This is a genomic window from Nitrosomonas sp. Is24, from assembly GCF_033063335.1.
Lineage (GTDB): Bacteria > Pseudomonadota > Gammaproteobacteria > Burkholderiales > Nitrosomonadaceae > Nitrosomonas.
In genome coordinates, this window is record NZ_JAWJZG010000001.1 from 2,689,529 (window position 1) to 2,712,999 (window position 23,471).

General features: G+C 49.5%; 23 protein-coding genes. 14 read left to right on the forward strand and 9 right to left on the reverse strand.

The window, feature by feature from the left end; translation table 11 throughout:
* Positions 1 to 10: 10 nt before the first annotated feature.
* From R2103_RS12320 to pgeF, 3 genes are all read right to left on the reverse strand, one after another.
* Positions 11 to 427, reverse strand: a complete 417-nt coding sequence (locus tag R2103_RS12320) for a DUF4019 domain-containing protein (protein ID WP_317531683.1) — start codon at positions 425 to 427, stop codon at positions 11 to 13.
* A 40-nt stretch (positions 428 to 467) separates the two neighbouring features.
* Positions 468 to 1,283 (reverse strand): ZIP family metal transporter, encoded by an 816-nt coding sequence (locus tag R2103_RS12325; protein ID WP_317531684.1) that lies wholly within the window; start codon positions 1,281 to 1,283, stop codon positions 468 to 470.
* A gap of 71 nt (positions 1,284 to 1,354) precedes the next feature.
* Positions 1,355 to 2,101, reverse strand: coding sequence for a peptidoglycan editing factor PgeF (gene pgeF / locus R2103_RS12330; protein WP_317531685.1), 747 nt, complete (start codon positions 2,099 to 2,101; stop codon positions 1,355 to 1,357).
* Between the two features lie 230 nt (positions 2,102 to 2,331).
* On the opposite strand from pgeF, the gene R2103_RS12335 reads away from it, so the two are divergent.
* From R2103_RS12335 to R2103_RS12365, 7 genes are all read left to right on the forward strand, one after another.
* Positions 2,332 to 3,492 (forward strand): ankyrin repeat domain-containing protein, encoded by a 1,161-nt coding sequence (locus tag R2103_RS12335; RefSeq protein WP_317531686.1) that lies wholly within the window; start codon positions 2,332 to 2,334, stop codon positions 3,490 to 3,492.
* 20 nt (positions 3,493 to 3,512) lie between these two features.
* Complete coding sequence (locus R2103_RS12340; RefSeq protein ID WP_317531687.1) at positions 3,513 to 4,265, forward strand: glycerophosphodiester phosphodiesterase; 753 nt, start codon at positions 3,513 to 3,515, stop codon at positions 4,263 to 4,265.
* Complete coding sequence (locus tag R2103_RS12345) at positions 4,262 to 5,848, forward strand: glycerol-3-phosphate dehydrogenase/oxidase (protein WP_317531688.1); 1,587 nt, start codon at positions 4,262 to 4,264, stop codon at positions 5,846 to 5,848. Before R2103_RS12340 ends, R2103_RS12345 begins: the two co-directional genes overlap by 4 nt.
* Positions 5,833 to 7,242, forward strand: coding sequence for an FGGY family carbohydrate kinase (locus R2103_RS12350; RefSeq protein WP_317531689.1), 1,410 nt, complete (start codon positions 5,833 to 5,835; stop codon positions 7,240 to 7,242). Before R2103_RS12345 ends, R2103_RS12350 begins: the two co-directional genes overlap by 16 nt.
* A 188-nt stretch (positions 7,243 to 7,430) precedes the next feature.
* Positions 7,431 to 8,021 carry a protoglobin domain-containing protein gene (locus R2103_RS12355; protein WP_317531690.1) on the forward strand — a complete coding sequence of 197 codons (591 nt, stop codon included), beginning with the start codon at positions 7,431 to 7,433 and terminating at the stop codon, positions 8,019 to 8,021.
* Positions 8,022 to 8,092: 71 nt separating this feature from the next.
* Positions 8,093 to 8,818 (forward strand): glycosyltransferase, encoded by a 726-nt coding sequence (locus R2103_RS12360; RefSeq protein WP_317531691.1) that lies wholly within the window; start codon positions 8,093 to 8,095, stop codon positions 8,816 to 8,818.
* Between the two features lie 70 nt (positions 8,819 to 8,888).
* Entirely contained in the window at positions 8,889 to 10,010 is a 1,122-nt protein-coding gene (locus R2103_RS12365) for a D-alanine--D-alanine ligase (protein WP_317531692.1), read from the forward strand.
* Positions 10,011 to 10,082: 72 nt separating this feature from the next.
* Here R2103_RS12365 and R2103_RS12370 read toward each other — a convergent pair whose 3' ends face one another.
* Complete coding sequence (locus tag R2103_RS12370; RefSeq protein WP_317531693.1) at positions 10,083 to 10,649, reverse strand: hypothetical protein; 567 nt, start codon at positions 10,647 to 10,649, stop codon at positions 10,083 to 10,085.
* A 474-nt stretch (positions 10,650 to 11,123) separates the two neighbouring features.
* Here R2103_RS12370 and R2103_RS12375 point away from each other — a divergent pair, with 474 nt between their 5' ends.
* Both R2103_RS12375 and R2103_RS12380 read left to right on the forward strand, forming a co-directional pair.
* Positions 11,124 to 12,560 carry a vanadium-dependent haloperoxidase gene (locus R2103_RS12375; RefSeq protein WP_317531694.1) on the forward strand — a complete coding sequence of 479 codons (1,437 nt, stop codon included), beginning with the start codon at positions 11,124 to 11,126 and terminating at the stop codon, positions 12,558 to 12,560.
* A 407-nt stretch (positions 12,561 to 12,967) separates the two neighbouring features.
* A complete protein-coding gene (locus tag R2103_RS12380) occupies positions 12,968 to 14,413 on the forward strand; it encodes a cytochrome c peroxidase (RefSeq protein WP_317531695.1) in 1,446 nt (481 codons plus the stop codon).
* Positions 14,414 to 14,488: 75 nt separating this feature from the next.
* Here R2103_RS12380 and R2103_RS12385 read toward each other — a convergent pair whose 3' ends face one another.
* Positions 14,489 to 17,203 carry a cation-transporting P-type ATPase gene (locus tag R2103_RS12385; protein WP_317531696.1) on the reverse strand — a complete coding sequence of 905 codons (2,715 nt, stop codon included), beginning with the start codon at positions 17,201 to 17,203 and terminating at the stop codon, positions 14,489 to 14,491.
* Positions 17,204 to 17,350: 147 nt separating this feature from the next.
* Here R2103_RS12385 and R2103_RS12390 point away from each other — a divergent pair, with 147 nt between their 5' ends.
* Entirely contained in the window at positions 17,351 to 17,866 is a 516-nt protein-coding gene (locus R2103_RS12390) for a protein tyrosine phosphatase family protein (protein ID WP_317531697.1), read from the forward strand.
* 250 nt (positions 17,867 to 18,116) lie between these two features.
* Here R2103_RS12390 and R2103_RS12395 read toward each other — a convergent pair whose 3' ends face one another.
* The 3 genes from R2103_RS12395 to R2103_RS12405 all read right to left on the reverse strand — a co-directional run bounded on the left by R2103_RS12395 (position 18,117) and on the right by R2103_RS12405 (position 19,412).
* Positions 18,117 to 18,443, reverse strand: a complete 327-nt coding sequence (locus tag R2103_RS12395) for a metalloregulator ArsR/SmtB family transcription factor (RefSeq protein ID WP_317531698.1) — start codon at positions 18,441 to 18,443, stop codon at positions 18,117 to 18,119.
* A 96-nt stretch (positions 18,444 to 18,539) separates the two neighbouring features.
* A complete protein-coding gene (locus tag R2103_RS12400) occupies positions 18,540 to 18,953 on the reverse strand; it encodes a DUF6691 family protein (protein ID WP_317531699.1) in 414 nt (137 codons plus the stop codon).
* 30 nt (positions 18,954 to 18,983) lie between these two features.
* A complete protein-coding gene (locus R2103_RS12405; protein ID WP_317531700.1) occupies positions 18,984 to 19,412 on the reverse strand; it encodes a YeeE/YedE family protein in 429 nt (142 codons plus the stop codon).
* A 131-nt stretch (positions 19,413 to 19,543) separates the two neighbouring features.
* On the opposite strand from R2103_RS12405, the gene R2103_RS12410 reads away from it, so the two are divergent.
* Positions 19,544 to 20,404 carry an MBL fold metallo-hydrolase gene (locus R2103_RS12410; protein ID WP_317531701.1) on the forward strand — a complete coding sequence of 287 codons (861 nt, stop codon included), beginning with the start codon at positions 19,544 to 19,546 and terminating at the stop codon, positions 20,402 to 20,404.
* Positions 20,405 to 20,449: 45 nt separating this feature from the next.
* Here R2103_RS12410 and R2103_RS12415 read toward each other — a convergent pair whose 3' ends face one another.
* Positions 20,450 to 21,409, reverse strand: a complete 960-nt coding sequence (locus R2103_RS12415) for a molecular chaperone DnaJ (protein WP_317531702.1) — start codon at positions 21,407 to 21,409, stop codon at positions 20,450 to 20,452.
* 351 nt (positions 21,410 to 21,760) lie between these two features.
* Between R2103_RS12415 and hemP the strand changes: the two genes are divergently transcribed.
* From hemP to R2103_RS12430, 3 genes are all read left to right on the forward strand, one after another.
* Complete coding sequence (gene hemP, locus R2103_RS12420; protein ID WP_317531703.1) at positions 21,761 to 21,946, forward strand: hemin uptake protein HemP; 186 nt, start codon at positions 21,761 to 21,763, stop codon at positions 21,944 to 21,946.
* A 223-nt stretch (positions 21,947 to 22,169) separates the two neighbouring features.
* Positions 22,170 to 22,634 carry a bacterioferritin gene (gene bfr, locus R2103_RS12425; RefSeq protein WP_317531704.1) on the forward strand — a complete coding sequence of 155 codons (465 nt, stop codon included), beginning with the start codon at positions 22,170 to 22,172 and terminating at the stop codon, positions 22,632 to 22,634.
* Between the two features lie 119 nt (positions 22,635 to 22,753).
* Entirely contained in the window at positions 22,754 to 23,371 is a 618-nt protein-coding gene (locus R2103_RS12430) for a DUF2325 domain-containing protein (protein ID WP_317531705.1), read from the forward strand.
* Positions 23,372 to 23,471: the final 100 nt, after the last annotated feature.

Genomic DNA, 23,471 nt, shown 5'->3' on the forward strand with positions numbered 1-23,471 from the left:
GCGAAATCCTTTATTTGGCCTCATAGTCGGCAATTTGCCAGGTATCATCTTTTGCTTTTGCCAGCGTAATGGTCTCCAATGCCAGACCATTCTCCCCGAAAGTAGTGTAAAACTGCAGCACAACATACTCTCCGTCGGGAAATCCCGATAGCGACTTGGTCGCACCCGCAGTTGCAATATAACGCGCGGTTATTGCGCCACGCGGCGCTCTGATCGCAGTGATCGATTTAATCCATGCGCCTTCGGAAGTTTTCCCCTTGAATAGCGGCGATGTGTTCTCCCAGCTATCTTTATAATCACCGCTGTCCACTAGCTTTAACCATGCGCGTGCGCTGCTTTCAGTTTTTTCGAGAATATTTTTGTCCTCTTGCGCATACCCCGTATTGGTACAAAAAAGCAGCAATAACAGCATTATGAATCGTTTCATTGTGGAATACCTCGTCAGTAAAGTCTCTTTGAGCATCGCGTCAATCATGCGGAAAAAATCCTCCCATGATCCAGATCGAAGCGATGCCCAGTAAAATCAATGTCACCTGTTGGATGGTCGCATGAATCTCCGGGCGTTTATGCAAACCGGGAATCAGATCCGACATCGCCACATAAATCATGCTCGCCGAAGCGATCGCCAGTAACGGTTGCACCAGAAAATTCATATTATGCAACATGAAATAAGCCAGCACACCGCCCACGAGCGTGGCAAAACTGGATAGCAGGTTCATTAGAAATGCCATGCGGCGCGTATAGCCTGAATTCAACAGAATAATAAAATCACCCGCTTCCTGCGGGATTTCATGGGCGATAATCGCAATCGATGTCACGATTCCCAACTGCACATCCACCATGAAGGCAGCGGCGATCAAGATGCCATCGACAAAATTATGGAAAGTATCCCCGACAATCACCATCATACCGCTGCGTCCATGATCATGATCGTGTCCGTGGTGACCGGCAGCGGATGAAACCGCAGCTACCGGCGCGTGTGACAGGTCATGCGCCTCGCAATCTTCCAAATGGCAATGACGCCATAGCACCAGCTTTTCCAGGATAAAAAACACCAAAATACCGAGCAATACGATGAGCGTTATTTGCTTTGGATCGTCCGAATGTTCAAGCGCTTCGGGCAAAGTATTCAGAAAAGCAGCGCCCAGTAAGGCACCGATGGCATACGATACCAGCATGGAAAGCCACGATATCCGGGCATTGAGTGCCAGTATTGCGGCAAATAGTAAACTCAATATCCCGCCCAGCAAGCTGGCGGTAATGATCCAGGTCAGCGTCGACATAAAACCAATGACAAAAGAAAGGCCGGATTATACGCTGTTACAATCCAACAAATTAACAAGTTAAAGAATTTTTACGCCAGCCAGATCAAGGCCGCCATGCGTCCGGTATCACCATCCCGGCGGTAAGAAAAAAAACGCGCGGGGTCGCTATAAGTGCAAACACCACCGCCATAAATTTCCGTGACACCCGCACTGATCAGCCGCTGCCGCGCCAGCAGAAAAATATCCGCCAGCCATTTTTGCTCATGCTGACTGTTTTTGGGCCCAAAGGCTTGCCCCGCTTGCGCGTCATGCCGCATAAAAGTGTCATAAACATCCTTGCCGACCTCAAAATGATCCGGTCCAATTGCCGGGCCCAGCCAGGCCATCAGCTTGCCGTGATCCACCTGCATTGCGGCAATGGATTGCTCGATGATTCCGCCAGCCAGACCACGCCATCCGGCATGCACAATACCCACCGTGGTTCCTGCCGTGTCGCAAAGAAACACCGGCAAGCAATCCGCCACCATGACAGCGCACACAGTGCCTGACTTGCGGCTGAGAACGGCATCGCCCTCCGGCGTTGCCGCTGCTGCATGATCGATCCAGACCGGTGAGGTACCGTGTACTTGTTTCAACCATTTCGGCTCATTCGGCAAATGGCGGCGCAGTAAAGCGCGATTGCGCGTCACATGCGTGACATCATCATTGACATGCGCCCCTAAATTCAGCGAAGCGTAGACGTCATTCTCGCCACGGCTGACGCCGCCATTACGGGTTGTGAACAATGCTTTCACATTGGCTGGCGCCGGCCAATCCGGGATTATCCAATCGTTCATAGAGATCTACCCATCATTAACTACCGCAAGTGAATTCATACTATTTTTACTGATAAAATAAAGCTTATCTTAACCAGTCAATTAGAACGAAGAAAAGATATTTCTAGGTTAGAATACCGGCCATGAAAATCAACGATCCAACATCAGTGCAAAAAGCATTGATCAGTTTATCCCGAAATTAAATCCTGAAAGTCGATCACTACATTACAAGCCCGATATAGGTGTCATAGATGAATTATATAAAAAACTTTGTAAATTTTACGCGCGCATTCGTTATTTTTCCGGTCATCGCAGCGCTATTGACCGTTTCTGCCGCCAACGCTTCTTCCGATGATGAAGCCGAATTTCTTAAAGCGGCATTCTCCGGACAACCGCAAAACCTCAAGCAGTTACTGGATAAGGGAGTCAACGTCAATTACCAGAATGACAAGGGATTCAGCGCGCTGATCGTGGCTTCGCAATACGGGCACGCCGACAACGTCAACTTGTTACTGGACAAGAACGCCGATGTCAATCTGAAAAACGCCGGTGGTGCGACCGCACTGATCATTGCCGCCAAAAACGGGCATGCGGATGTAGTCAACGCATTGCTGGCAAAAGGCGCGCAAATCAATGCACAGACAACGGATGGCATCACCGCCTTGATGCTGGCGATTCAGAAAGGTCATGAAGCCATCGCCAATACACTGCTGGAAAAGGGCGCGGATATCCATTTACAAACCCAGGACAAACTCACCGCTCTGATCATTGCCGCCATGGACGGTAGAGCCGGCATGGTCGACACCCTGCTGGCAAAAGGCGCGAAAATCGATGCACAAGCCGCCGACAATACCACCGCGCTGTATATGGCGGCCAGAAACGGCCACACCGCGATTGTCAAAACGTTGCTGGCGAAGAATGCGCCGGTCGATGTCGTGGCGATCAACGATACCACGCCACTCTACATTGCCGCGCAGAACGGACATGGTGAAATTGTCGATGCGCTGCTGGCAAAAGGCGCCAAAACAGATGTGCAGGATAAAAACGGCGCAACACCGCTCACCCTGGCTGCGTTGATCGGGCACGCCGACGTGGTCAAAGCCTTGATCAAACAGGGCGCCAAAGTCGATCATCAAGCCACCAACGGATTCACACCGCTGATCCTGGCAGCGCAAAACGGGCATACCCCGGTCATTGAGATATTGCTGGAAAATGGTGCAAAAATCGATCTGCAAAACGACGACGGCATAACCGCCTTAATGTGGGCTGCGTTACACGATCATGCGGACGCTGTGAAAGTACTGCTGGCCAAAGGCGCCGACCCGAAAATCAAAAGCAAGACCGAAAAAACCGCCGCTGAAATAGCCAAAGATCCTGCCATCGTTGAGCTGCTGCAGGCTGCTGTGAAGTAATCAAACTATCCATCGACGCGATGTCCGGACTCAACAACCAGCCGCGCAAAAAGTCCCTGGTGTTCGCGCATCGCGGCGCTAACCGGGAAGCGCTGGAAAACACCCGTAGCGCTTTCGATAAAGCGTTAGGGTATGCCATCGATGGCATCGAGACCGATGTGCAGTTGAGCCGGGATGAGATTGCGGTGCTCTGGCACGACCGCTTTCTGAATAAAATCGGTTTGGACGGCAAACGCATCGACGATTTCGATTACCGCGAACTCAAGGCATTGATTCATCCGGAATCGGACGGCGAGGGCATCATGACCTTGCAGGATTTTCTGGCCGCTTACCGTACCCGCTGCCGCTTACTCATTGAGATCAAGAATCGCGACTGGGAAGCGGTTTCCCGTCATCAATTGAAAATCCGCCAGACGCTCGATATGATCGGGCAAAACACGGAGCAACGCATTATCGTTTCCTCGTTCAATCTGCCCAGCCTAGCGTACGCGCATCAATACAACCCGGCATTTCCGCTGGTATACAATTTCGAAGACGATCAAACTGTCGCGGATGCGCGTGCACTTTTAAGCACGCATGCATTCCTTCACGGGCTTTGTGTGCCCATTCAAAATCTGGATCGCGAGATGGTCGATCTGTTACGTGAACAGGGTAAATGTGTCGCGGTTTATACCTGCAACAGCGACGCGGAGATCACAGCAGCTCTGCAATTGGGCGTGGATATTCTGATCAGCGATGTGCCGCAACAAGCGCTGACGCTGCGCGATCGATGAAACGGGACTTCGCCGCATTACACCATCAACCCTTCGATCTCTTTGTGTGCGGCGGCGGCATCTATGGCGCGTGGACAGCTTATGACGCCGCATCGCGCGGCCTGAAAGTCGCCCTCGTCGAGCAAAACGACTGGGCCAGCGCCACATCGTCCGCATCGAGCAAATTGATTCACGGCGGTTTGCGCTACCTGGAAACCTACGATTTCAAACTGGTCAGCAAGTCTCTGAAAGAACGCACTCTGCTGCTGCATAACGCGCCGCACCGCATTTGGCCGCTGCGCTTTGGCGTGCCCGTGTACGCGCAGCAGCGTTTAAACCGTCTGCAATTGAAACTGGGGTTAACGCTGTACGATTTTCTGGCGCAAGACCCAGAACCGCGCATGCGGCACCAGTATTTCAATCCGGAACAATTCACTGCGCATTTTCCGGCACTCACCAACGTTGCACTGAAAGGCGGCTTCACGTACGCCGATGCGCAAACCGATGATGCCCGCTTAGTGCTGGAACTCATCGCCGGTGCGCAACAAGCTGGTGCGCACTGCATCAATTATTGCCAGCTGGTGCGATTATTGGAAACTGATGGCAAAGCAGACGGCGCGATTATCCGCGATCAGCTCACGCAAGCCGAACAGGCAATCCGTGCCAAGCAGATCGTTTTCACCACCGGCCAGTGGCTGGCAACCGGATCACCCAGCCGCGACTGGTGCCGTTTGGCCAAAGGTGTGCATCTGCTCATGCCCGCCGTGCTGCACGATGAAGCTTTATTGCTGACAGCCCAGTCCGATGGACGGGTGTTTTTTATGATTCCCTGGTACGGCTTAACGCTGCTCGGCACTACCGATACCGATTTCACTGGCGATGTGGAAGCAATCCGTGCCAATGACAGCGATATCGATTATCTGCTCGCTGCTGCCAACGGCTATCTGAAAACGCCGTGGACTAAAGCCGATATCATTGGCCGTTTTGCCGGTGTACGGGTTTTTAAACAATCCACGCAAACCGCTTCTTCCGGCTCGCCTTCCGCAGTCAGCCGCGATTGGGAGCTAAAAACCGCCGCTAACGGTGTGCACTATGCCATCGGCGGAAAAATAACCTCATCGCGCCAGGATGCCGCTTGCATCGTCGACACAGTATGCACGCAATTGGGCATCGTACAGCCTTGCATCACGCACACAACCCGCTTTCCTTGGGCGCCGCAAGAAGCTTTTCCAGCATGGTTCAGCACGATGCAGAACCGCGCGATACAGCTAAACATTGACGCGGAAAGCGCAACATGGCTGCTACGCCGTCACGGCACACAAGTGACTGAAATTTTTGGCCGCATCGAAGCGGACACCAGCCTGGCACAACGTATTGTCCCGTCGCTACCGTTCATTGTTGCCGATCTGCTGTACTGTGCAACGAACGAAATGATCGCCCACCTCGACGATCTATTACGCCGCCGCTTGCCGTTATTGATTCTCACCCAACTGACGCAGGATCAGTTGCGGCAGATCGCCTTACGCGTGGCGGTGCCCTTGCAGTGGTCTGATGCTCGTTTGCATCACGAAATTGAGCGCTGCGCGCCGTGGATCGCACACTGATTTCAGCCGCCGCCGTTGCGCTCGATTTGGGCTCAACCTCGATCAAAGCCGCTTTACTCGACCGGCAGGGAAAACTCCAGCATATCGTCACTCAACCTGCACCCGCGATCGATAGCCGCGATGGGCGGTACGAAAGCAGCGCGTCGGATTATGCCCGGATCGCCGCGCAAGTGCTGCAAGACTGCATCGCACAAGCAGACAACAAACCGCCGCTGGGATTGTGCAGCCAGCGCTCGTCCTTTCTGATCTGGGATAAAGCCAGCGGAAAGCCGGTAACACCTCTGATTTCGTGGCAGGATGACCGGGGGAAAAGCTGTTGCGAGCGCTTGCATGCGTCGGAGGAGACCTTGCACTCGCTGACCGGCTTGCGTTTGACGCCCTATTACTTCGCCCCCAAGCTCAGTGTTTTATTACAGGAAAATCCGTCATGGCGTGAGAAACTGGTTCAAGGCGAATGGCTTGCAGGCACACTGGATACTTTCCTGATCTGGCACTGGACCAACGGTACGCACTTTGTCACCGACGCTTCGATGGCCGCGCGCACGCTATTGATGGATATCCACCGGCAACAGTGGTCGGATACGTTATGCCATCTGTTTGATATTCCCCGCTCGATTTTGCCGCACCTCAAGCCATCCACCGGATTGAATTTATCGCTGAATACCGGTGTAACTTTACAAGCCAGCGTGGGTGATCAATCCGCCGCGCTCATTGCCAGTTTGACCGATCGTTCTTCCGAAGCTTTGGTGAATCTCGGCACCGGCGGTTTCGTGATCCGCTCCCTTGCCGCCGATACATCCGCGTTTGGCGGTTACCTGCACACATTGGTTTATCAGGATAACCAGCGGGAAACAAAGTTTGCTGTCGAAGGCACGCTCAATTCCATCGCCGCTGCGCTCGCGCCTTATCCGGTCAAAGATTGCAACACCGCAGATTTAGCGCAAAATGATATTTTCTGCCTGGCGGAACCCAGCGGTTTAGGCGCGCCGTATTTTCGCAATGACTGGGGCATACACTTTTCCGAATCGACATCCGCGCTGACCGCACGGCAAATCGCCGCGTTATTGCTCGAAGCCATTATTTTCCGGGTGTCATGCATTCTGGAAGATTTTCACCGGCACTCGCCATTAACCAGAGTCTATCTATCAGGCGGACTATCCGAACTACCTTGTCTGCAACAGGGCATCGCGCAGTGCGCTCCTTGCCCGGTTTCGCATTTGCAGCAAAAAGAAGCGAGTCTGCTGGGCGCGGCATTACTCGCGAGCGAACATAAAATAAAATACCATCGGCATGCCGAGGACATCATGGCTTTCAATGACAACAACGCTTTAGTCAAAAAATACCAGCGCTGGAAAGTCTGGTTCGATGCGTTATTGAAAACACCTAATCATTAACCTTAAAAAGGTTACCCGCACAAATTATCAATCCTGTAGAATCCGCGTTGCAAATATTTAACCGGTTTACTTTTCTCTAGCATTTAACAAGAATTCATTGCATAACAGCATGATATACAATGCATAGCTAACGACAATCGCTGTTAGTTATGGTGATTAACCTCGTAAACATTTAAAAAGGAAATTTTATGGCAACAAATATACCTGGCTATACCTACGGTACCGCTGCTGTTGGAAAATCTCCCGTATCCCTGGATGATTTCGCCAAGCTGAAACAAGCATCGCTATTCGGTGATGACGATGTGCGTTATCTGAAAATGTCGCACGACATATTGAAAGATCAAGTCGAGCAAATTCTCGACGTGTGGTACGGTTTTGTCGGTTCAACCCCTTTCCTGCTGCACTACTTTACCAATGCAGCCGACGGTCAACCCAACATGGATTACCTCGGTGGCGTACGCAAACGTTTTGGCCAGTGGATTCTGGATACCGCCAATGCGGAATACAATCAAGACTGGTTAAACTATCAACACGAAATCGGTCTGCGTCACCACACCACCAAGAAAAACACCACGGACAACGTCAAAGCGGTGCCGATCATTCATGTGCATTACATTTTTGCCTTATTGATCCCGATCACCACCACTCTGCGTCCGTTCCTGGAAAAAGGCGGTCATTCCCGCGATGATGTGGATCGCATGCAAGACGCATGGCGCAAATCCGTGCTGATGCAAGTAATTCTGTGGTCACAACCTTACATCAAACAAGGCGAGTTCTAATTTCGCACTGGAGAGCGGTCCCCCGCTCTCCATCCTGAATCCGCACATTCACTTTCAATTCCAAGCTGGCCATGCATCTGTCGATCGTCATCCCCGCTTTTAACGAAGAACAGCTGATCCTCGACTGTTTGGATTCCATCAAAGTATCAGTCGGCGCCAACGCAAAACCCGGTTTTACCCATGAAGTCATTGTCGTGGACAACAATTCCAGCGACAAAACCGCGGAACTGGCCACGCAAGCAGGCGCAAAAGTCGTGTTCGAGCCAATCAACCAGATCGGCCGCGCACGCAACACCGGCGCGGCAGCCGCCACTGGTGACTGGCTGCTGTTTGTCGATGCCGACAGCTTGCTGAATCCCGGCATGATCACCGACATTCTTCACATGATTGAATCGGGTAAATACGTCGGCTGCGGCAGTGTCATGCATATGCCCGGGTTGCCGTGGTGGGGTAATGCCGCGATGCGGCTATGGACCGTGTGCTCAGTCACTTTCCATTGGGCATCGGGCGCGCTGGTGGTTTGCCGTACCGATGCGTTTCGCGACGTGGGCGGTTTTAATCAGGAATTATTCGCCGCCGATGAAATCGATCTCAGTCAATTGCTTAAGCAATGGGGCCGCAAGCGCGGCTTGAAATTCACCATCCTGACCCGCCACCCGCTGGTGACTTCACCGCGCAAGGTAAAACTCTATACCGGCCGGGAAATCGCCGGGCAAATCTTCAGCGTCATGTTCAGTCCACGTAAGACGTTGCAGGATAAAAAGAAACTACCAATTTGGTACGATGGGCGGCGCTAATGTAAATTGTAATACCTGACTTTTCATGCAGCTCTCTATTCCAACTCCCATACCTCCGAATACAACTCACTTGCCATCCCTTAAGCTTGCGCTGATCTGTGGCGGCACCGGCGCCGAACATATTGGCAGCATCGAAAGCGCTCTCTGGCTCTTGAGTCAGTTCCGGCCGGATCACCAGCCAGGATTCTTTTATCAATATCCGGATGGGCGTCTGGCGGAAGCAGCCGAGTTACCGGCTTTATTTGAAACCTGGGCAGTTCATCCTTACATCAAAGCTTGGATCGATCCGGCCGGTGCCGAACACTGCCGCGCTGTTTTCCGGAAGGCCACCCATTGGACTGGACCAGCCTGGACCGCTCTTACCAGCGGTAGCTGGGATCTGATTTGGCCAGCCTTTCATGGTCAAGGCGGCGAAGATGGCAGCATACAGGGCCTGTTGGAATTCTTAGGCCTAGCCTACGGCGGCTGTAATCTGGAAGGCTCGGCGTTGGGTATCGACAAGATCCTGACCAAGCAGTGCTGTGAAGCCGTAGGGTTGGCTGTGGCGCCGTGGGCCGCCATCGACAGCGCCGCCTGGGCCAGAGATCCGGCAGCTTGCCTGGAACGCTGCCGCCCTTTGGGGTTGCCGCTCTTTATCAAGCCCGCCCGGCTCGGCTCTTCCATCGGCCTCAGCCGGATCACACGATTCGAAGATCTGGCTCCAGCCATCCAAGCGGGCTTGAACTGGGATAGCCGCATTCTAATTGAAGCCCAAGTTCAGGGCATTGAATACGGCATCGGCATCGTCGGTAACCAAGCCCAGCCAATGATTTCAGCAGTAGCGGAATCCACCCTCCATTCCGATAGCTACGATTACGAGGCAAAGTATAGCGCTGATGCCTTGGACGATATTGTGCCCGCCCGGCTGGATGCTGACACCACCGCCCGGCTTCAGGATTTTGCGCTCAAAGCGTGGCAAGCCTTGGATATGTGTGGATTGGCTCGTATTGATTGTTTCCTAGGCCCGCACGGCCCAATCCTGAATGAAGTCAACACCATGCCGGGTCTGTCCGCTTGGGCTCCTTTTGTCATGGCCTGGCGCCACATCGGAGTCAATGCTCCCGGTCTGATGGATCTGATTGTTCAAGAAGCTCTGAATCGCAATCTCGTTTCTGATAGAAAACGTGCAGACAATATTGTCTTAACCAATTAAATATAATTTTAAACCAGCAAATTAGGCAGCTCTAGACTTACAAATTGTATCTGCAAGTCTAGAGCTATGGCATTAATCCAAATCTATTACGAATAAACAATCAAATACCATTGGATCACCAACATTACCTGCAAAATTAGCCATACTCACCATCCCGGATAAGCGTACTTTTCCTGAAGCATCTGCGAAGCGTCCGGTCCCACCGATAACGGAATTTTGATCACTGGCAGCACCCGTAATATGAGTAACCGTGAGTCCCCTAGGGGTTGTAGTCGGCTGAAGGACTGGCTGTACACTGGTCTTGCCTCTGGTAATCAAAGTACCAGCGGGTAAATGAAAGTATGTTGTACCGACCAAAGCAACCCCAGTTCCTGTTGGAGTAACTTTTGACAAACAATCGGTTCCACGTCCTACGATCTGATTATTTTTCGCATTAACTACATGAACATCAAAACACATTGCATTATCTTCTACACCATCTCCATCGATATCCGGAACTTTACTTTCATACATATCTCCAGATCCTGTCAAATTAAGAACCATGTGTTTACCTGCATTATCATCATGATCTTTAGCATGAACTGCCAATGGAATTAAAATACAAATAAATACTGGAACAATTACTTTTTTCAGATTCATACTTCTCTCCTTTAAAAATTTACTTAAGGAAGTTCTGAAAAACTAATGCACTCTTGGTCATGCTGTGATGAAAACAGATTCAAAATGTTCATTGTCCATTCCAAAGCTTCGGCTTTCACCTAATTTCACCCTGCTTTACCATCGTTTTTTATCTTTCTCAGAACTTCCTTAAGTATCTAACTACTTAAAATCCGATGCGATTTACGAATCCTGCACTCAGTCAATCGCAATTATTTCTTTAATTTCTAAACCGGCATTAACTATCTCATTAAATCCTCTCTTTTCGTGTGATTTTTCTCACAGAGAACATAAGATAGTTTATCTATACTAATGCCATTAGTTCAGCATGACTATAGTGAGTTTTCATTAATTCAATTAGACTAACTACGCTCCATTTTAGTAATTATCGAACATTACACTGAGTTATATTTTAGAAATCCGATTCACTTTTATCCACAGAGAAGGAGGAAACAAATGAAACACCAGAATGTAAGAAAAGTAGCACTCGTAACTTTGGGAACCGCAATGTATTTTTGCAGCCAATTCACGATTGCAGAAACTATCGTAACAAAATGGAATGAAGCGGCATTACAAGCAATCCGCACAACCCATCCAGGTCCGCCGATTGTGGCTAGAGCACTGGCAATCACACATACTTGCATGTTTGATGCATGGGCAGCCTATGACAGAAAAGCAAAAGGCACGCAATTGGATGACCACTTACGTCGGCCAGTCCATGAACACACCGATGCAAATAAAGCAAAAGCCATGAGCTACGCTGCTCATAAATGCTTATCTGACCTTTTCCCTACGCAAGTTTCTAGTTTTAACGGTTTAATGGGGGCATTAGGTTATTCTTTAGATAATTCAACCGATACCTCCACTCCTGCAGGGATCGGCAACGTAGCTGCAGCGGCTGTCATCGAATACCGCCATCATGATGGTTCCAATCAATTGGGTGATCTCAATGGTGGAGGAGCACCTTATAGTGATTACACTGGGTATACGCCGGTTAACACATCTTCATCCATCAACGACCCGAATCACTGGCAACCATTGTCTGTAGGCGGCGCTGATCAACACTATATTGCACCGCATTGGGGAAATGTAAAACCGTACGCACTTAAATCCGGTGCACAATACCGCAAGGAAATACCAGCTCCGGCAAACTTTAATAAAGAACCTGACCGTTATCGTATCCAAGCACAGCAGGTGGTCGATTATGCCGCTCATTTAACCGATGAGAAAAAAGTCATCGCCGAATACTGGGCGGATGGTCCATCATCCGAGCTGCCACCGGGTCACTGGACATTGTTTGCCACCGTTGTATCCGAGCGTGATGCACATACTATCGATCAAGATGTCAAAATGTTTTTCGCCCTAACAAATGCGATTTTTGACGCTAGTATTGTATCGTGGGACGCTAAACGGTATTTTGACTATGTCAGACCCGTTACCGCTATACATTTTCTCTTTGCCGGACAAAACATTCCCTCGTGGCAAGGCCTCATTGACGGCGCCGATTGGAAACCTTATCAAGCAGCCAGCGTGGTTACGCCACCATTCCCTGAATATTTCTCGGGACACAGCATTTTCAGTGCCGCAGGTGCAGAAACGCTTAAGTTGTTCACCAAAAGTGACAACTTTAGGCACAGCGTAGTCATACCGACCGGATCATCCAGAGTCGAACCCGGTACCGTACCGGCAACTGATATTGTCCTTTATTGGGCCACATTCTCCGATGCAGCTGATGAAGCTGGCGTTTCCAGACGCTACGGCGGCATCCATTTTATCGATGGTGATCTTGTTGCTCGCAAGTTTGGCCGGATAGTGGGACAAAATGCCTGGAAAAAATCATTGAAGCATTTTGGTGAGCATAGCGATAGCAAAGACAAGTCTGATAAGGATTGATGAAAAACAAAGCTTTTCCGTGATGCAGGAAAATAATCTATTAGTTGCTATGCTAGAACTGTTACGGAAAGCTTTTATTTAATTCGTCTGATCAAACTGATTCTAGCTGGAATCAGTATCGTAACAACAAGAAGACTACCGGCTCTCAATTGGTGGTCTTCTACCCAAATTCCACAAGCATACTTACAAATCACAAGCAATTTCGGCTTAATTCAGCAAGCGTGACTTTTCTCACAGCGCAAAACTGCTCGGTTATTTAGACTATAACCACTAGTTCAACAAGACTATATCCAGTCTTAATTTATTCGACTAGGACTAAGCCCCAATCTTCAGCATTTGACTGAAACTTTGTTGCGCTAAATTTTGAGAAAAATTTAGCCATTTTATTCACAAATAGGAGAAAGTAAGTGAAGAACAATATTAAGCTGCAAGCAATATCAGCATTACTTATCATGCTGGCAGCACCCGCGTTTGCCAAAGACAGCCATGATCTCGAGCATGATGATCATCCAAACCGCCTGCCGAATATGTTCAGCGCGAAAAATAGCCATGGGAAAGATGCGACCTATAGCACAGCAGGTTTTATTGATCTTAATAACCCATTTTTCAAAAGTATCGGAACCAATGGCCGCAGCTGCGCTTCTTGCCATGCACCGGATCAAGGATGGACAATCACCCCGCAAGAAGTAAAGAAACTTTTCAATAAAACAGAAGGTTTGGATCCGCTTTTCCGTCTGGTGGATGGCGCCAATTCCCCGCTTGCCGATGTAACGACCGTTGACAAACGACGTTCCGCCTACAGCATGCTGCTCAACAAAGCCAATATCCGTGTGGGAATCGGTATTCCCAGCGGCGCGGAATTTGAATTGATCGAGGCCGATGATCCTTATGGCTTCGCGAGCGAAGCCGAATTGTCTTTATTCCGCCGCCCGATGCCAACCACTAATCTGAAGTTTCTCAGCGCTGTCATGTGGGATGGCCGCGAAACGACGCTGAGTCCAGGTTCCGGTAATTGTATTTTCGGCACATCGACTTGCTTCTCTCCGGTATCGTTTGACTTGGGCACTCAAGCCAATCATGCCACACGCGGCCATGCCGAAGCGCTGCGCGATCTGACCGAAGAAGAGCGCGACGCAATCGTCGCTTTTGAATCCGGATTATTTACCGCGCAAATTGAAGATAATGAAGCCGGTCTGCTCACGGCAGAAAATGCATATGGCGGTCCTAAAGCATACGCTAGGGAGAAATACTACTTTGGCATTAACGATACATTGGCTGGTGATTACAAAACCCGTGCTCCCTTCAACCCAAAAACAATGTCGCTCTATGACAGCTGGAACCGCTACAACACAAGCAAGTCGCCGCACAGCACCAGAAGCGCACGCGCTGCCATTGCACGCGGACAAGCGCTATTCAACAGCAAACCGATCTTGATCAAAGGGGTAAAAGGCATTAATGATGATTTGGCTGTGAGTGTACTGCCAGGCACATGCACAACATGCCATAATACCCCGAATTCGGGCAATCACTCCACCCCGATGCCTCTGGATATCGGTATTGCCGATGAATCGCGCCGCACACCGGATATGCCGCTGTACACCCTGAAAAACAAAACGACCGGTGAGATCGTCAAAACAACCGATCCAGGCCGTGCGTTGCTGACCGGAAAATGGAAGGATATTGGCCGCTTCAAAGGACCGATCCTGCGTTCGGTTGCTTCGCGTCCGCCTTACTTCCACGATGGCTCTGCACCGGATCTGCAATCCGTGGTTGAGTTTTACAACACCCGCTTCAGTATCGGTCTGACTGAAAGAGAAAAAGCCGATCTCGCGGCTTTCCTCGCAGCGCTGTAATGTTGAAAACCACATCCGCCGGTTAGGGGATGAAAACGGGCCAATTTATGCTTGACTGGATAAATTGGCCCTTTATCAATCGGTGATTCCCCTGCGCCGCAACCAGTATTTTTCAAATTCAATCGCTACAAACAAAATCAAACTCACTGCGGCAATACGTCCCCAAGCCGCGCCATCCAGTGCAACGGTACCGAATAATTGTTGCATGACGGGTAAATAAGTAAGCAGCAACTGCAATATCAGTAACGAACCCGCCGCCAACACCACATAGCGATTACCCAGCATGCCCTGACGCGAGCACACGGAAGCGATCAAATAGCGGCAATTGAATAAGTAGACGATTTCACATAGCACCAGCACATTCACCACCACGGTGCGGCCAAGTTCAACACTCGAACCTTGCGCCAGCTCCCAGAAATACAAGGCAAAGCTGCCGCCAATCATCAAGAGCGTGACAAAAACGATACGCCACACCAGGAAGCCCGACAAAACCGGCGCATGCGGATCATGCGGCGGACGTGACATCACATTCATTTCGGGCCGTTCAAACGAAAGAGAAATCGCCAAAGTCACCGTCGTGACCATATTGATCCATAAAATTTGCAGCGGCGTAATCGGTAACGCCATACCAAACATGATGGCCAGCAGCACCAATCCGGCTTCACCGCCATTGGTCGGCAGCACATACACCATTGTTTTGCGGATATTATCGTAAACTGTGCGGCCTTCTTCCACGGCATGCGCAATTGACGCAAAATTATCGTCCGTCAGTACCATTTCAGCCGCTTCCTTGGCCACCTCGGTACCTTTCCGTCCCATGGCTACACCGATATCGGCGCGCTTTAAGGCTGGCGCATCGTTCACACCGTCGCCGGTCATGGCAACAATTTCACCGTTATTCTGTAAAGCGTTCACCAGCCGCAGCTTGTGCCCCGGATCGGCGCGGGCAAAAATATCCACATCCGCAGCCGCCCGGCGCAATTGCGCATCGTCCATTCCATCCAGCTCAATTCCCGTCACGGTCTGCTGACCATCCCCAATGCCCAGGCTTGCACCAATCGCAGCAGCGGTGATGCGGTGATCGCCGGTAATCATTTTGACGCGTATGCCCGCGGCATGACATTGCTGCACAGCGGCAATCGCTTCCTCGCGCGGCGGATCCATAATGCCAACCAAGCCGAGCAAAGTGAATCCGGTTTCCACATCGGACATCGCCAATGTGTGCTGCTTTACCGGCATCACACGGCTGGCAATGGCGAGGATACGCTGTCCGTTCTCGCTTGCTTCGCGTATTCTGGCCTGCCAGAAATCGGACTGAAGCGGGCGGTCTTCCCCTTGGCTACGCTGATGACTGCACATAACCAGCACTCTTTCCGGCGCGCCTTTGACATAAACCAGGCTTTGCCCGGTGTGATCATGATGCAGTGTCGCCATAAAGCGGTGCTCCGGCTCAAACGGAATCACATCAATGCGCGGCAGCTGCTCATGTTCCCGCGCGGGATCCAGCGCGGCCTTCGTCGCCAAGGTAATCAGCGCACCTTCTGTCGGATCGCCTTGTATCTCCCAAGTATCATCGCCCTGCCGCAGTAATGCGTCATTACACAACAAACCGGCGCGGCACAGCTCCCGCAGATCGGCATGACCGGCGCTGGAAATTTCCGCGCCATCCCGGCTAAAACCGCCCTTTGGCGCATAACCCGCGCCACTGACCTGCAATTGATCGCCGGCAGTGATTACGCGTTGCACGGTCATCTCATTGCGCGTCAGCGTTCCGGTCTTGTCGGTGCAAATGACCGTTACGGCCCCCAGCGTTTCAACCGCCGGGAGTCTGCGCACAATGGCGCTGCGCCGCGCCATATTCTGCACTCCCAATGCCAGCGTGATCGTCATGATGGCCGGTAACTCTTCCGGGATAGCCGCGATCGCCATACTGACTGCCGCCATAAAAATTTCACTGAGCGGATAGTCTTGCCACAACAATCCATACACAAAAATACCAGCGGCCAGCAATAAAACCACCAGCGTCAGCCAACGGGCAAAAATCGCCATTTGCCGCAGGAGCGGCGAGGTCAGCTTATCGACTTGCGCGATCATCTGACTGATACGGCCGATCTCGGTCTGCTGGCCGGTGGCAACCACGATACCCGTTCCTTGTCCATAAACCACCAGCGTACCGGAGTACGCCATGCAAAACCGGTCTCCGATAGCTGTCACGGCCTCAACCGCACTGATGGATTTCTCCACCGCTTGCGATTCTCCGGTCAATGCAGCTTCCTCGATACGCAGGTTTTTACAATGGAGCAAGCGCAAATCGGCCGGTACCTTATCGCCCGATTGCAGCAGGACAATATCACCGGGCACCAGTTGCTCTGCCGGAATCTGTTCCCGTTGACCCGCACGTATCACAATCGCAGAAAGCGACAGCATGTGCCGGATTGCATTGAGCGCTTTTTCCGCTTTGCCTTCTTGCACGAAACCGATGATGGCATTAATGACCACCACACCCAGAATGACACCGCTATCCACCCAATGCCCGAGAACAGCAGTCAACACCGATGCAACCAGCAAGATATAAATCAGCACATTATGAAACTGCAATAGAAACCGCATCACGGCACTCTTCGCCTGCGATGGCTTCAAACGGTTTGCACCATAGCGCTCAAGCCGCTGCTGCGCTTCCGTTTGCGATAGTCCGTCGCTTCCGGTATTCAGCGCATCCAGCGTGTGCTGCGGTGGATAGGTATGCCATGCGGGTGTACCGTTGGCTTCCGATGCGTGTTCATGCGGCATGAGCGTTTTTCCTTTGATGAAATTTGTCGGATTGCATTGCGTCCATTCAATAGACTGGAACCGGCAGGAATAATTTGTATTTCATTATTCAGTCCGGCTACAATGAAAACAATCTTTTTTCACTTAACACAGCAAATGGGGCTTTCTATGAAATACTCTATCATTCTGATTACGCTGGCGGGCATGTTGTTTACCGGCCTTACACAAGCATCGGGTGGCCGCGTGCCATTCGCGCACCAGGTAATTCCCGTACAAAATTACAGCCGCGCTACGGAACAAGTCGCCATATCAGGAATGATCAGCGATGGCGGCGTGCAAGCACTATCAGCTACCGGCTTCAAAACGGTTATTGATTTGCGTACCAAAAACGAAGGAACTGCCGAAGAAAAAGGATTGGTCGACTCGGTTGGTATCGCCTATTTCAACATCCCAACGACAGTGGCCGGTATCACTAAGGAGCAAGTGGCCCAATTCGCCAAAGTGTTCCAATCGGTGCAAACGCCAGTACTGATTCATTGCGGATCGGGTAACCGGGCCAGTGCCATGTGGGCCAGCTATCGCATCACCCAAGGCATCGATCCGGAAGTCGCCATTGCAGATGCCCGGAAAACCGGATTGCGCCCTCCACTGGAAGAAAAACTACGTGAAATCATGCTGAACTGAACGTTAGCTTCACTTGCCAACCGGCTCAACGCAATTTAACAACATCCATGAACGAAACACTTGCAGGAACTACAGCGGGCTCTGCTGTAGTTCCTGCTTTGCTGTTGGTAATCAGCAGGTCATCAAACATACTCCTTATAACCCACTGATAGAATAAGACAATCGAAAAAATCTGCTAAAAACGGTATCACGAAAAACTGCCGTCAAAACGAACTGCTCAAGCCGGTATCAGTATGATCGCGCCCTTCCTTCAATCGGGATGATTTTTACAATACAGACTGAATAAAGTTTCCATGATTTTGACGGCGTCCTGGCTTGCCAAACTGTAGTAAATGTATTTCCCTTTACGCTCCGTCGCAACCAAATTCTCTTCACGCAACACCGTCAATTGCTGCGACAAGGTGGGTTGATGAATTCCCAGCAATTCTTCCAGCTCCCCCACATTACGGGTTCCTTTGGTCAATTCGCATAAAATGAGCAGCCGGTCTTCGTTAGCCAATATTTTCAGTAAAGCGCAGGCCTCCGATGCGGATGAATGCAGCGCTGCGATATTGTTTAAGGCTGAATCTGTTTTCATGGTTAATTAATTCTTTACGTTAACTTATGTTAATAAGACTAGGATAATAAAATAATATTTATCTGACATTCAAGATTCTAATTCATTTACATCAAATCAGCCACGATCTTGCATTATTTGGTAGATCCCCATCCCCAGTAGCATCGCAACCAGAAACACCAGAGCATCACCGTTGCCCGTTCCCATTAATACCAAGGCCGGCCCGGGACAAATGCCTGCAATTCCCCAGCCAATTCCGAACAAGAGACTCCCTAAAAGCAAGCGGCTATCTACTTTAGCCACACCAGGTATCTGCATCGGTAAACCGAGATAGGATTGCTCACGCTTTCTTGCCAGCATAAAAGCAACAGTACCAACAGTCACTGCACCGCCCATCACCCATAGCAACGTAGCATCCCAATCGCCTGTCACATCAAGAAATGCCAAAACCAATGCCGGATTAACCATGCCTGAGCCGATGATTCCGAAACCGAAAATAATCCCAGCGATTAACGCGATAAAACTCACCATTTTGATTCTCCAATAATCCATTTATTCAGGCTAAACTAAAACATGCCGCAATAAATAAACCGCTGCGAAACCAGTCAGCATGAATACCACCGTCGCTGCAATGGAGCGCGGCGACCCGCGCGATAGACCGCACACGCCATGACCGCTGGTACACCCCGAACCCAGACGGGTACCATAGCCCACCAGTAGGCCAGCAAGCGCGAGCATCGCATGGCTGGTTTCTATTTGTATTGGCGGCATGTCAAAAAAAAGCTTCCAGATCACCGCCGATGCCATAAGTCCAAAAATAAACGCAACACGCCAGCTGATATCGCCTTTTTTTACCCGGTATAATCCACCCACAATCCCGGATATGCCTGCAATGCGGCCGTCAAAAAATAATAGCAAAGTCACCGCAATTCCTATGACAAAACCACCGGTCAGCGCATGCCATGGTACTAAATCAAAAGTGATGGACATGGTTGATTTCCTCCTTCTATTGCATTTCGATCACAATGCATAAATTAATTACAATATGTAATATTGTATAATTATAGATAAATGCAATATAATATGTAAGATTTTTCCTAATAATATAACAGGAGAACGCAATGAAGCCTACTATTCAAGCATTCTACGATCCGGCAACCTGGACCGTCAGTTATGTTGTTTTTGACGAATCGGGCGGAAATTGCGCCATTATTGATCCAGTTCTGGATTACGATCCCAAATCGGGCAGAACCAGCACGTATTCTGCTGACAAGTTGATTGCATTCATCCGTGAACGGCGGTTATCGGTAGAGTGGATACTGGAAACGCATGCGCACGCGGATCATTTGTCATCCGCCGATTACCTCAAACATCAAGTAGGTGGAAAAACCGGCATTGGTGATCATATTCCCGCCGTACAGAAGACCTTCACGAAAATTTTCAATCTAGGCGATGAATTTGTCCCTAACGGCCATCATTTCGATCACCTGTTTGCTGATGGCGAGTTATTCTCAGTTGGGAATCTAACGGGCAAAGCCATCTCCGTATCCGGCCACACCCCCGCTGATTTAGCATATCAATTCGATGATGCCGTGTTTGTGGGCGATACACTCTTCATGCCGGACATAGGTACGGCACGTGCGGATTTCCCGGGAGGGGATGCGCATCAGCTATTTCATTCCATCCGGAAAATACTGGCTCTGCCGCCAACAACACGGCTCTTTATGTGTCATGACTACCCTCCCGCCACGCGCGCGGCTGCATGGGAAAGCACCGTGGCACTACAACGCGCGCACAATATTCATGTTCATGACGGTATTGACGAAAACGCCTTTGTCAGCATGCGCAATCGCCGTGACGCAACCCTGGAGATGCCCAATTTATTGCTGCCTTCGATACAGGTGAATATCAGAGCAGGGAAACTGCCGCCGGTCGAGACAAATGGTGTTGCCTACTTTAAGATACCGGTCAATTTGATTTGATGTGACCTACTGTGAATGATTTAAGACGACGACTTTATCATCGGTTTACACCTGCACTGTGACAAAATTCCCATAGCGCTGATCAAATTTAATGGCAATAAAACGAGTTCCAACCGAAAGCCCTTTTTTCTCATGCCGCTTATGCGTTACTTCAGCCACGGCCTGAAAACTGGGCGCATCAATTTTAATGACGTCATTGGAATCGAGCATCTCAGTAGTCATGAAGCGTATTCCCATCGGTGAAAGATCCTGGCATGTGCCCAGGCATGGCTGCCCCGGCCAGAATAAGTAAAACTCAAACCTTCCACTGATATTGATCCGCCGCATGGCGCGCTGCGATGACTCCAGATTCTCATGATGCAATAAAAGCAATGGGCTCCCGCATTCGAGACAATTTTCACTTTGATACACGCCAGGTTGCGGCACATTGGGCGTTTTGCAAAACGAGCAATAACGCGTGATAACTGGCCGATACTGCTCAACAGCAAATTGTGATGCATTGCTTTCCCGAACCGTCAATCCAGACAAGCTATTATTTTGTTGCGTGATTTTTCTCGCTGCACGAAACAATCCTCCCGCGAATATATCATCATATTGTTGACGCATCCTGGAATCGGACAAAATTCGATAGGCTTCATCAAGTAACGCGGTATCTCCGGCAGTACTCTTTTTTAGCGCCAGATAACTAGCCTTGATTGTGGCAATCGGCGCATCGGGCTGGATTTGCAGTATCCGGTAATAATTGCGTTGATTCAATCCGGATGACTGTTCACTTCTGGCGCTTTCTACTTCAATTTCCGTTTTAGAACCCAGCGCACCCTGGCTCAGCACTCTAATATGATAACGTTTCAGCAACTCACGATCATAAGCAGCACGCTTAATAGGATCCCGCAAGGTGCTATAAGCTATATTGAGTAAACTGGCATTCCAATCCGGACTATTCAGATCAGCACGAATGTTCAGCTTTTGCATCAACACCCGATAGCTCTCCGTTATCACCGCCATCGGAGCATCGGGCTGAACATGTAGAATTCGATAAAAATTACGCCGTTCGATCATCACTGTAGAATCAAATCGCCTTACTCATTCATGATGAGCAGCTCAATTGTTTACAAAAACTTTAACTATACATCTCAATAGCTTGCAATCACCTAAACAGCAAATTTGCAGTATACACTTATCTATTGACTTCACCAATAAAACCCCTGCAAATTTTGATGGCTATTCGGACTCATCTACTTTTCGCTATTCCAGTATCAAAAAGCCGCTCAAACAAAATTTCTAGCGAGGTCTTGCATTTCATCATGAATTACATATAATGAGAATCATTCTCATTATATGTAATTCTAATTAACCATGAATACTACAAACCCATCTCAAGCAATCGTAAGAAATTCACCCAAACCTGATTTATTGAATTTAAGTACATTGATCAATAGCGATGTGCTATTCAAGAATGGCGATGTTGTGCTGATACTGCATAAAGGCGAGCAATATTCGCTGCGCCGCACCCGGAATGGCAAGTTAATTCTGAACAAATAGTGGATAAAAGACACATATCATGTATATTAATGCGTGCAATCTGTTAGCACTCTCGCTAGCCGTAAATCATCATGAACCGTAAGGCTGAGTGGATGCCTAATCTGGGGTAATGCCGGGGTTTCCTCTGCAAGAATGCTGGATCCAGCAAGTGATAAATACCATACAGAGCGATATCTTCTCACCACCCGGATACATCAAGAGAGATTCATCTTAGGAGCTAAAAATGAAAGGTAACGCAGATATTATTCGCTGGTTGAATCAGCAATTGCAACATGAACTAACTGCCATTAACCAATATTTTCTTCATGCACGCATGTACAAAAACTGGGGATTCAACAGTTTGGGAAAACACGAGTTTGAAGAATCGTGCGAAGAGATGAAACATGCCGATGCATTAATTGAACGGATCCTGCTACTGGAAGGATTACCCAATTTGCAGGATCTCGGTAAGTTGATGATCGGAGAGACCGCTGAAGAATGCGTCGCATGCGATTTAAAACTTGAGTTAGCTTCGCGAGGCACACTGCTCGCCGCAATAGCGGCTTGCGAATCAGTGCAGGATTATGTATCACGCGAAGTTTTTGAACGAATTTTGGAAGATACCGAGGAACACATTGATTGGTTGGAAACTCAACTCAGTGTCATGCAAAAAACCGGTATTCATAACTGGCTACAAAGTCAGATGTAGTTTTTTCTGCCGCTGAAGTTTACCTCTTCCTTCTTCAGCGGCACATTCAGCCAGCCAGCCTGTCTCCAGGTCAGCCAGCCAATTTTTTATTCGCTGATGATTTTTTAGGAGATATCACAATGAAATTTCTAAAGAAACTGGCATTGGCCAATACCACCGGCACGATTCCTCATAATCATTTCACGGTTTCAGAACCCACGGATACTTTTTTATCCTGCTGCTTACGCAGTCTCACACAACTGTCACGCGCGTGGAAGCAAAGTCTCGATCACGCCAGCTCAAAGATTACCAGTTCCCGCAGGAGATCGGATAAGAGCACCCCTGTCGCTAATTGGGCACCGCTGGTCAAAGCGAGGTATTCAACTGAGGCCAACAAAAAGTACAACCAAACGAGCCATCAAAATAATTCCGGTTGCCGGTTAGCTGGACGATCTGTTTTATGTGTTGGGGGCCGGATTAAGCTTTATCCGGAATACAACCGATTGGTAAAAAATTGTGACGGTTGTTTCATGGGATTCCATGGCGGCTCGCACGATTATTTGGAGGACTTGCCGCAACTCTTGAAACAAGCAGATATGATCATTTGCCCGGTTGACTGCGTGAATCATGAAGCTTTTTTCACTGTAAAACATTACTGCAAGTATTCCGGCAAACCGTGCGTGCTGCTTGCGCATTCCGAAGTTAATACTTTTGAAGCGGGGATTGGAGTTCTGGTTGCAATGGCTACATCAGGATAACCGCCATCTTGCTCAGGAAATACTACCAGCAGGATTGTGAAATCCATTGAATGAAGAGTTCATCAGGGTTGATACCCACGACGTACAATGCCACTGCGAT

What these genes read in the sequence shown, in the direction of transcription:
- R2103_RS12320 (WP_317531683.1), bottom strand. Translation starts at nt 427, where the DNA reads ATGAAACGATTCATAATGCTGTTATTGCTGCTTTTTTGTACCAATACG.
- bfr (WP_317531704.1), top strand. Translation starts at nt 22,170, where the DNA reads ATGAAAGGTAACGCAGATATTATTCGCTGGTTGAATCAGCAATTGCAA.
- R2103_RS12370 (WP_317531693.1), bottom strand. Translation starts at nt 10,649, where the DNA reads ATGAATCTGAAAAAAGTAATTGTTCCAGTATTTATTTGTATTTTAATT.
- R2103_RS12390 (WP_317531697.1), top strand. Translation starts at nt 17,351, where the DNA reads ATGAAATACTCTATCATTCTGATTACGCTGGCGGGCATGTTGTTTACC.
- pgeF (WP_317531685.1), bottom strand. Translation starts at nt 2,101, where the DNA reads ATGAACGATTGGATAATCCCGGATTGGCCGGCGCCAGCCAATGTGAAA.
- R2103_RS12355 (WP_317531690.1), top strand. Translation starts at nt 7,431, where the DNA reads ATGGCAACAAATATACCTGGCTATACCTACGGTACCGCTGCTGTTGGA.
- R2103_RS12375 (WP_317531694.1), top strand. Translation starts at nt 11,124, where the DNA reads ATGAAACACCAGAATGTAAGAAAAGTAGCACTCGTAACTTTGGGAACC.
- R2103_RS12395 (WP_317531698.1), bottom strand. Translation starts at nt 18,443, where the DNA reads ATGAAAACAGATTCAGCCTTAAACAATATCGCAGCGCTGCATTCATCC.
- R2103_RS12360 (WP_317531691.1), top strand. Translation starts at nt 8,093, where the DNA reads ATGCATCTGTCGATCGTCATCCCCGCTTTTAACGAAGAACAGCTGATC.
- R2103_RS12335 (WP_317531686.1), top strand. Translation starts at nt 2,332, where the DNA reads ATGAATTATATAAAAAACTTTGTAAATTTTACGCGCGCATTCGTTATT.
- R2103_RS12405 (WP_317531700.1), bottom strand. Translation starts at nt 19,412, where the DNA reads ATGTCCATCACTTTTGATTTAGTACCATGGCATGCGCTGACCGGTGGT.
- R2103_RS12430 (WP_317531705.1), top strand. Translation starts at nt 22,754, where the DNA reads ATGAAATTTCTAAAGAAACTGGCATTGGCCAATACCACCGGCACGATT.
- R2103_RS12325 (WP_317531684.1), bottom strand. Translation starts at nt 1,283, where the DNA reads ATGTCGACGCTGACCTGGATCATTACCGCCAGCTTGCTGGGCGGGATA.
- R2103_RS12340 (WP_317531687.1), top strand. Translation starts at nt 3,513, where the DNA reads ATGTCCGGACTCAACAACCAGCCGCGCAAAAAGTCCCTGGTGTTCGCG.
- R2103_RS12400 (WP_317531699.1), bottom strand. Translation starts at nt 18,953, where the DNA reads ATGGTGAGTTTTATCGCGTTAATCGCTGGGATTATTTTCGGTTTCGGA.
- R2103_RS12345 (WP_317531688.1), top strand. Translation starts at nt 4,262, where the DNA reads ATGAAACGGGACTTCGCCGCATTACACCATCAACCCTTCGATCTCTTT.
- R2103_RS12415 (WP_317531702.1), bottom strand. Translation starts at nt 21,409, where the DNA reads ATGGCGGTGATAACGGAGAGCTATCGGGTGTTGATGCAAAAGCTGAAC.
- R2103_RS12410 (WP_317531701.1), top strand. Translation starts at nt 19,544, where the DNA reads ATGAAGCCTACTATTCAAGCATTCTACGATCCGGCAACCTGGACCGTC.
- hemP (WP_317531703.1), top strand. Translation starts at nt 21,761, where the DNA reads ATGAATACTACAAACCCATCTCAAGCAATCGTAAGAAATTCACCCAAA.
- R2103_RS12385 (WP_317531696.1), bottom strand. Translation starts at nt 17,203, where the DNA reads ATGCCGCATGAACACGCATCGGAAGCCAACGGTACACCCGCATGGCAT.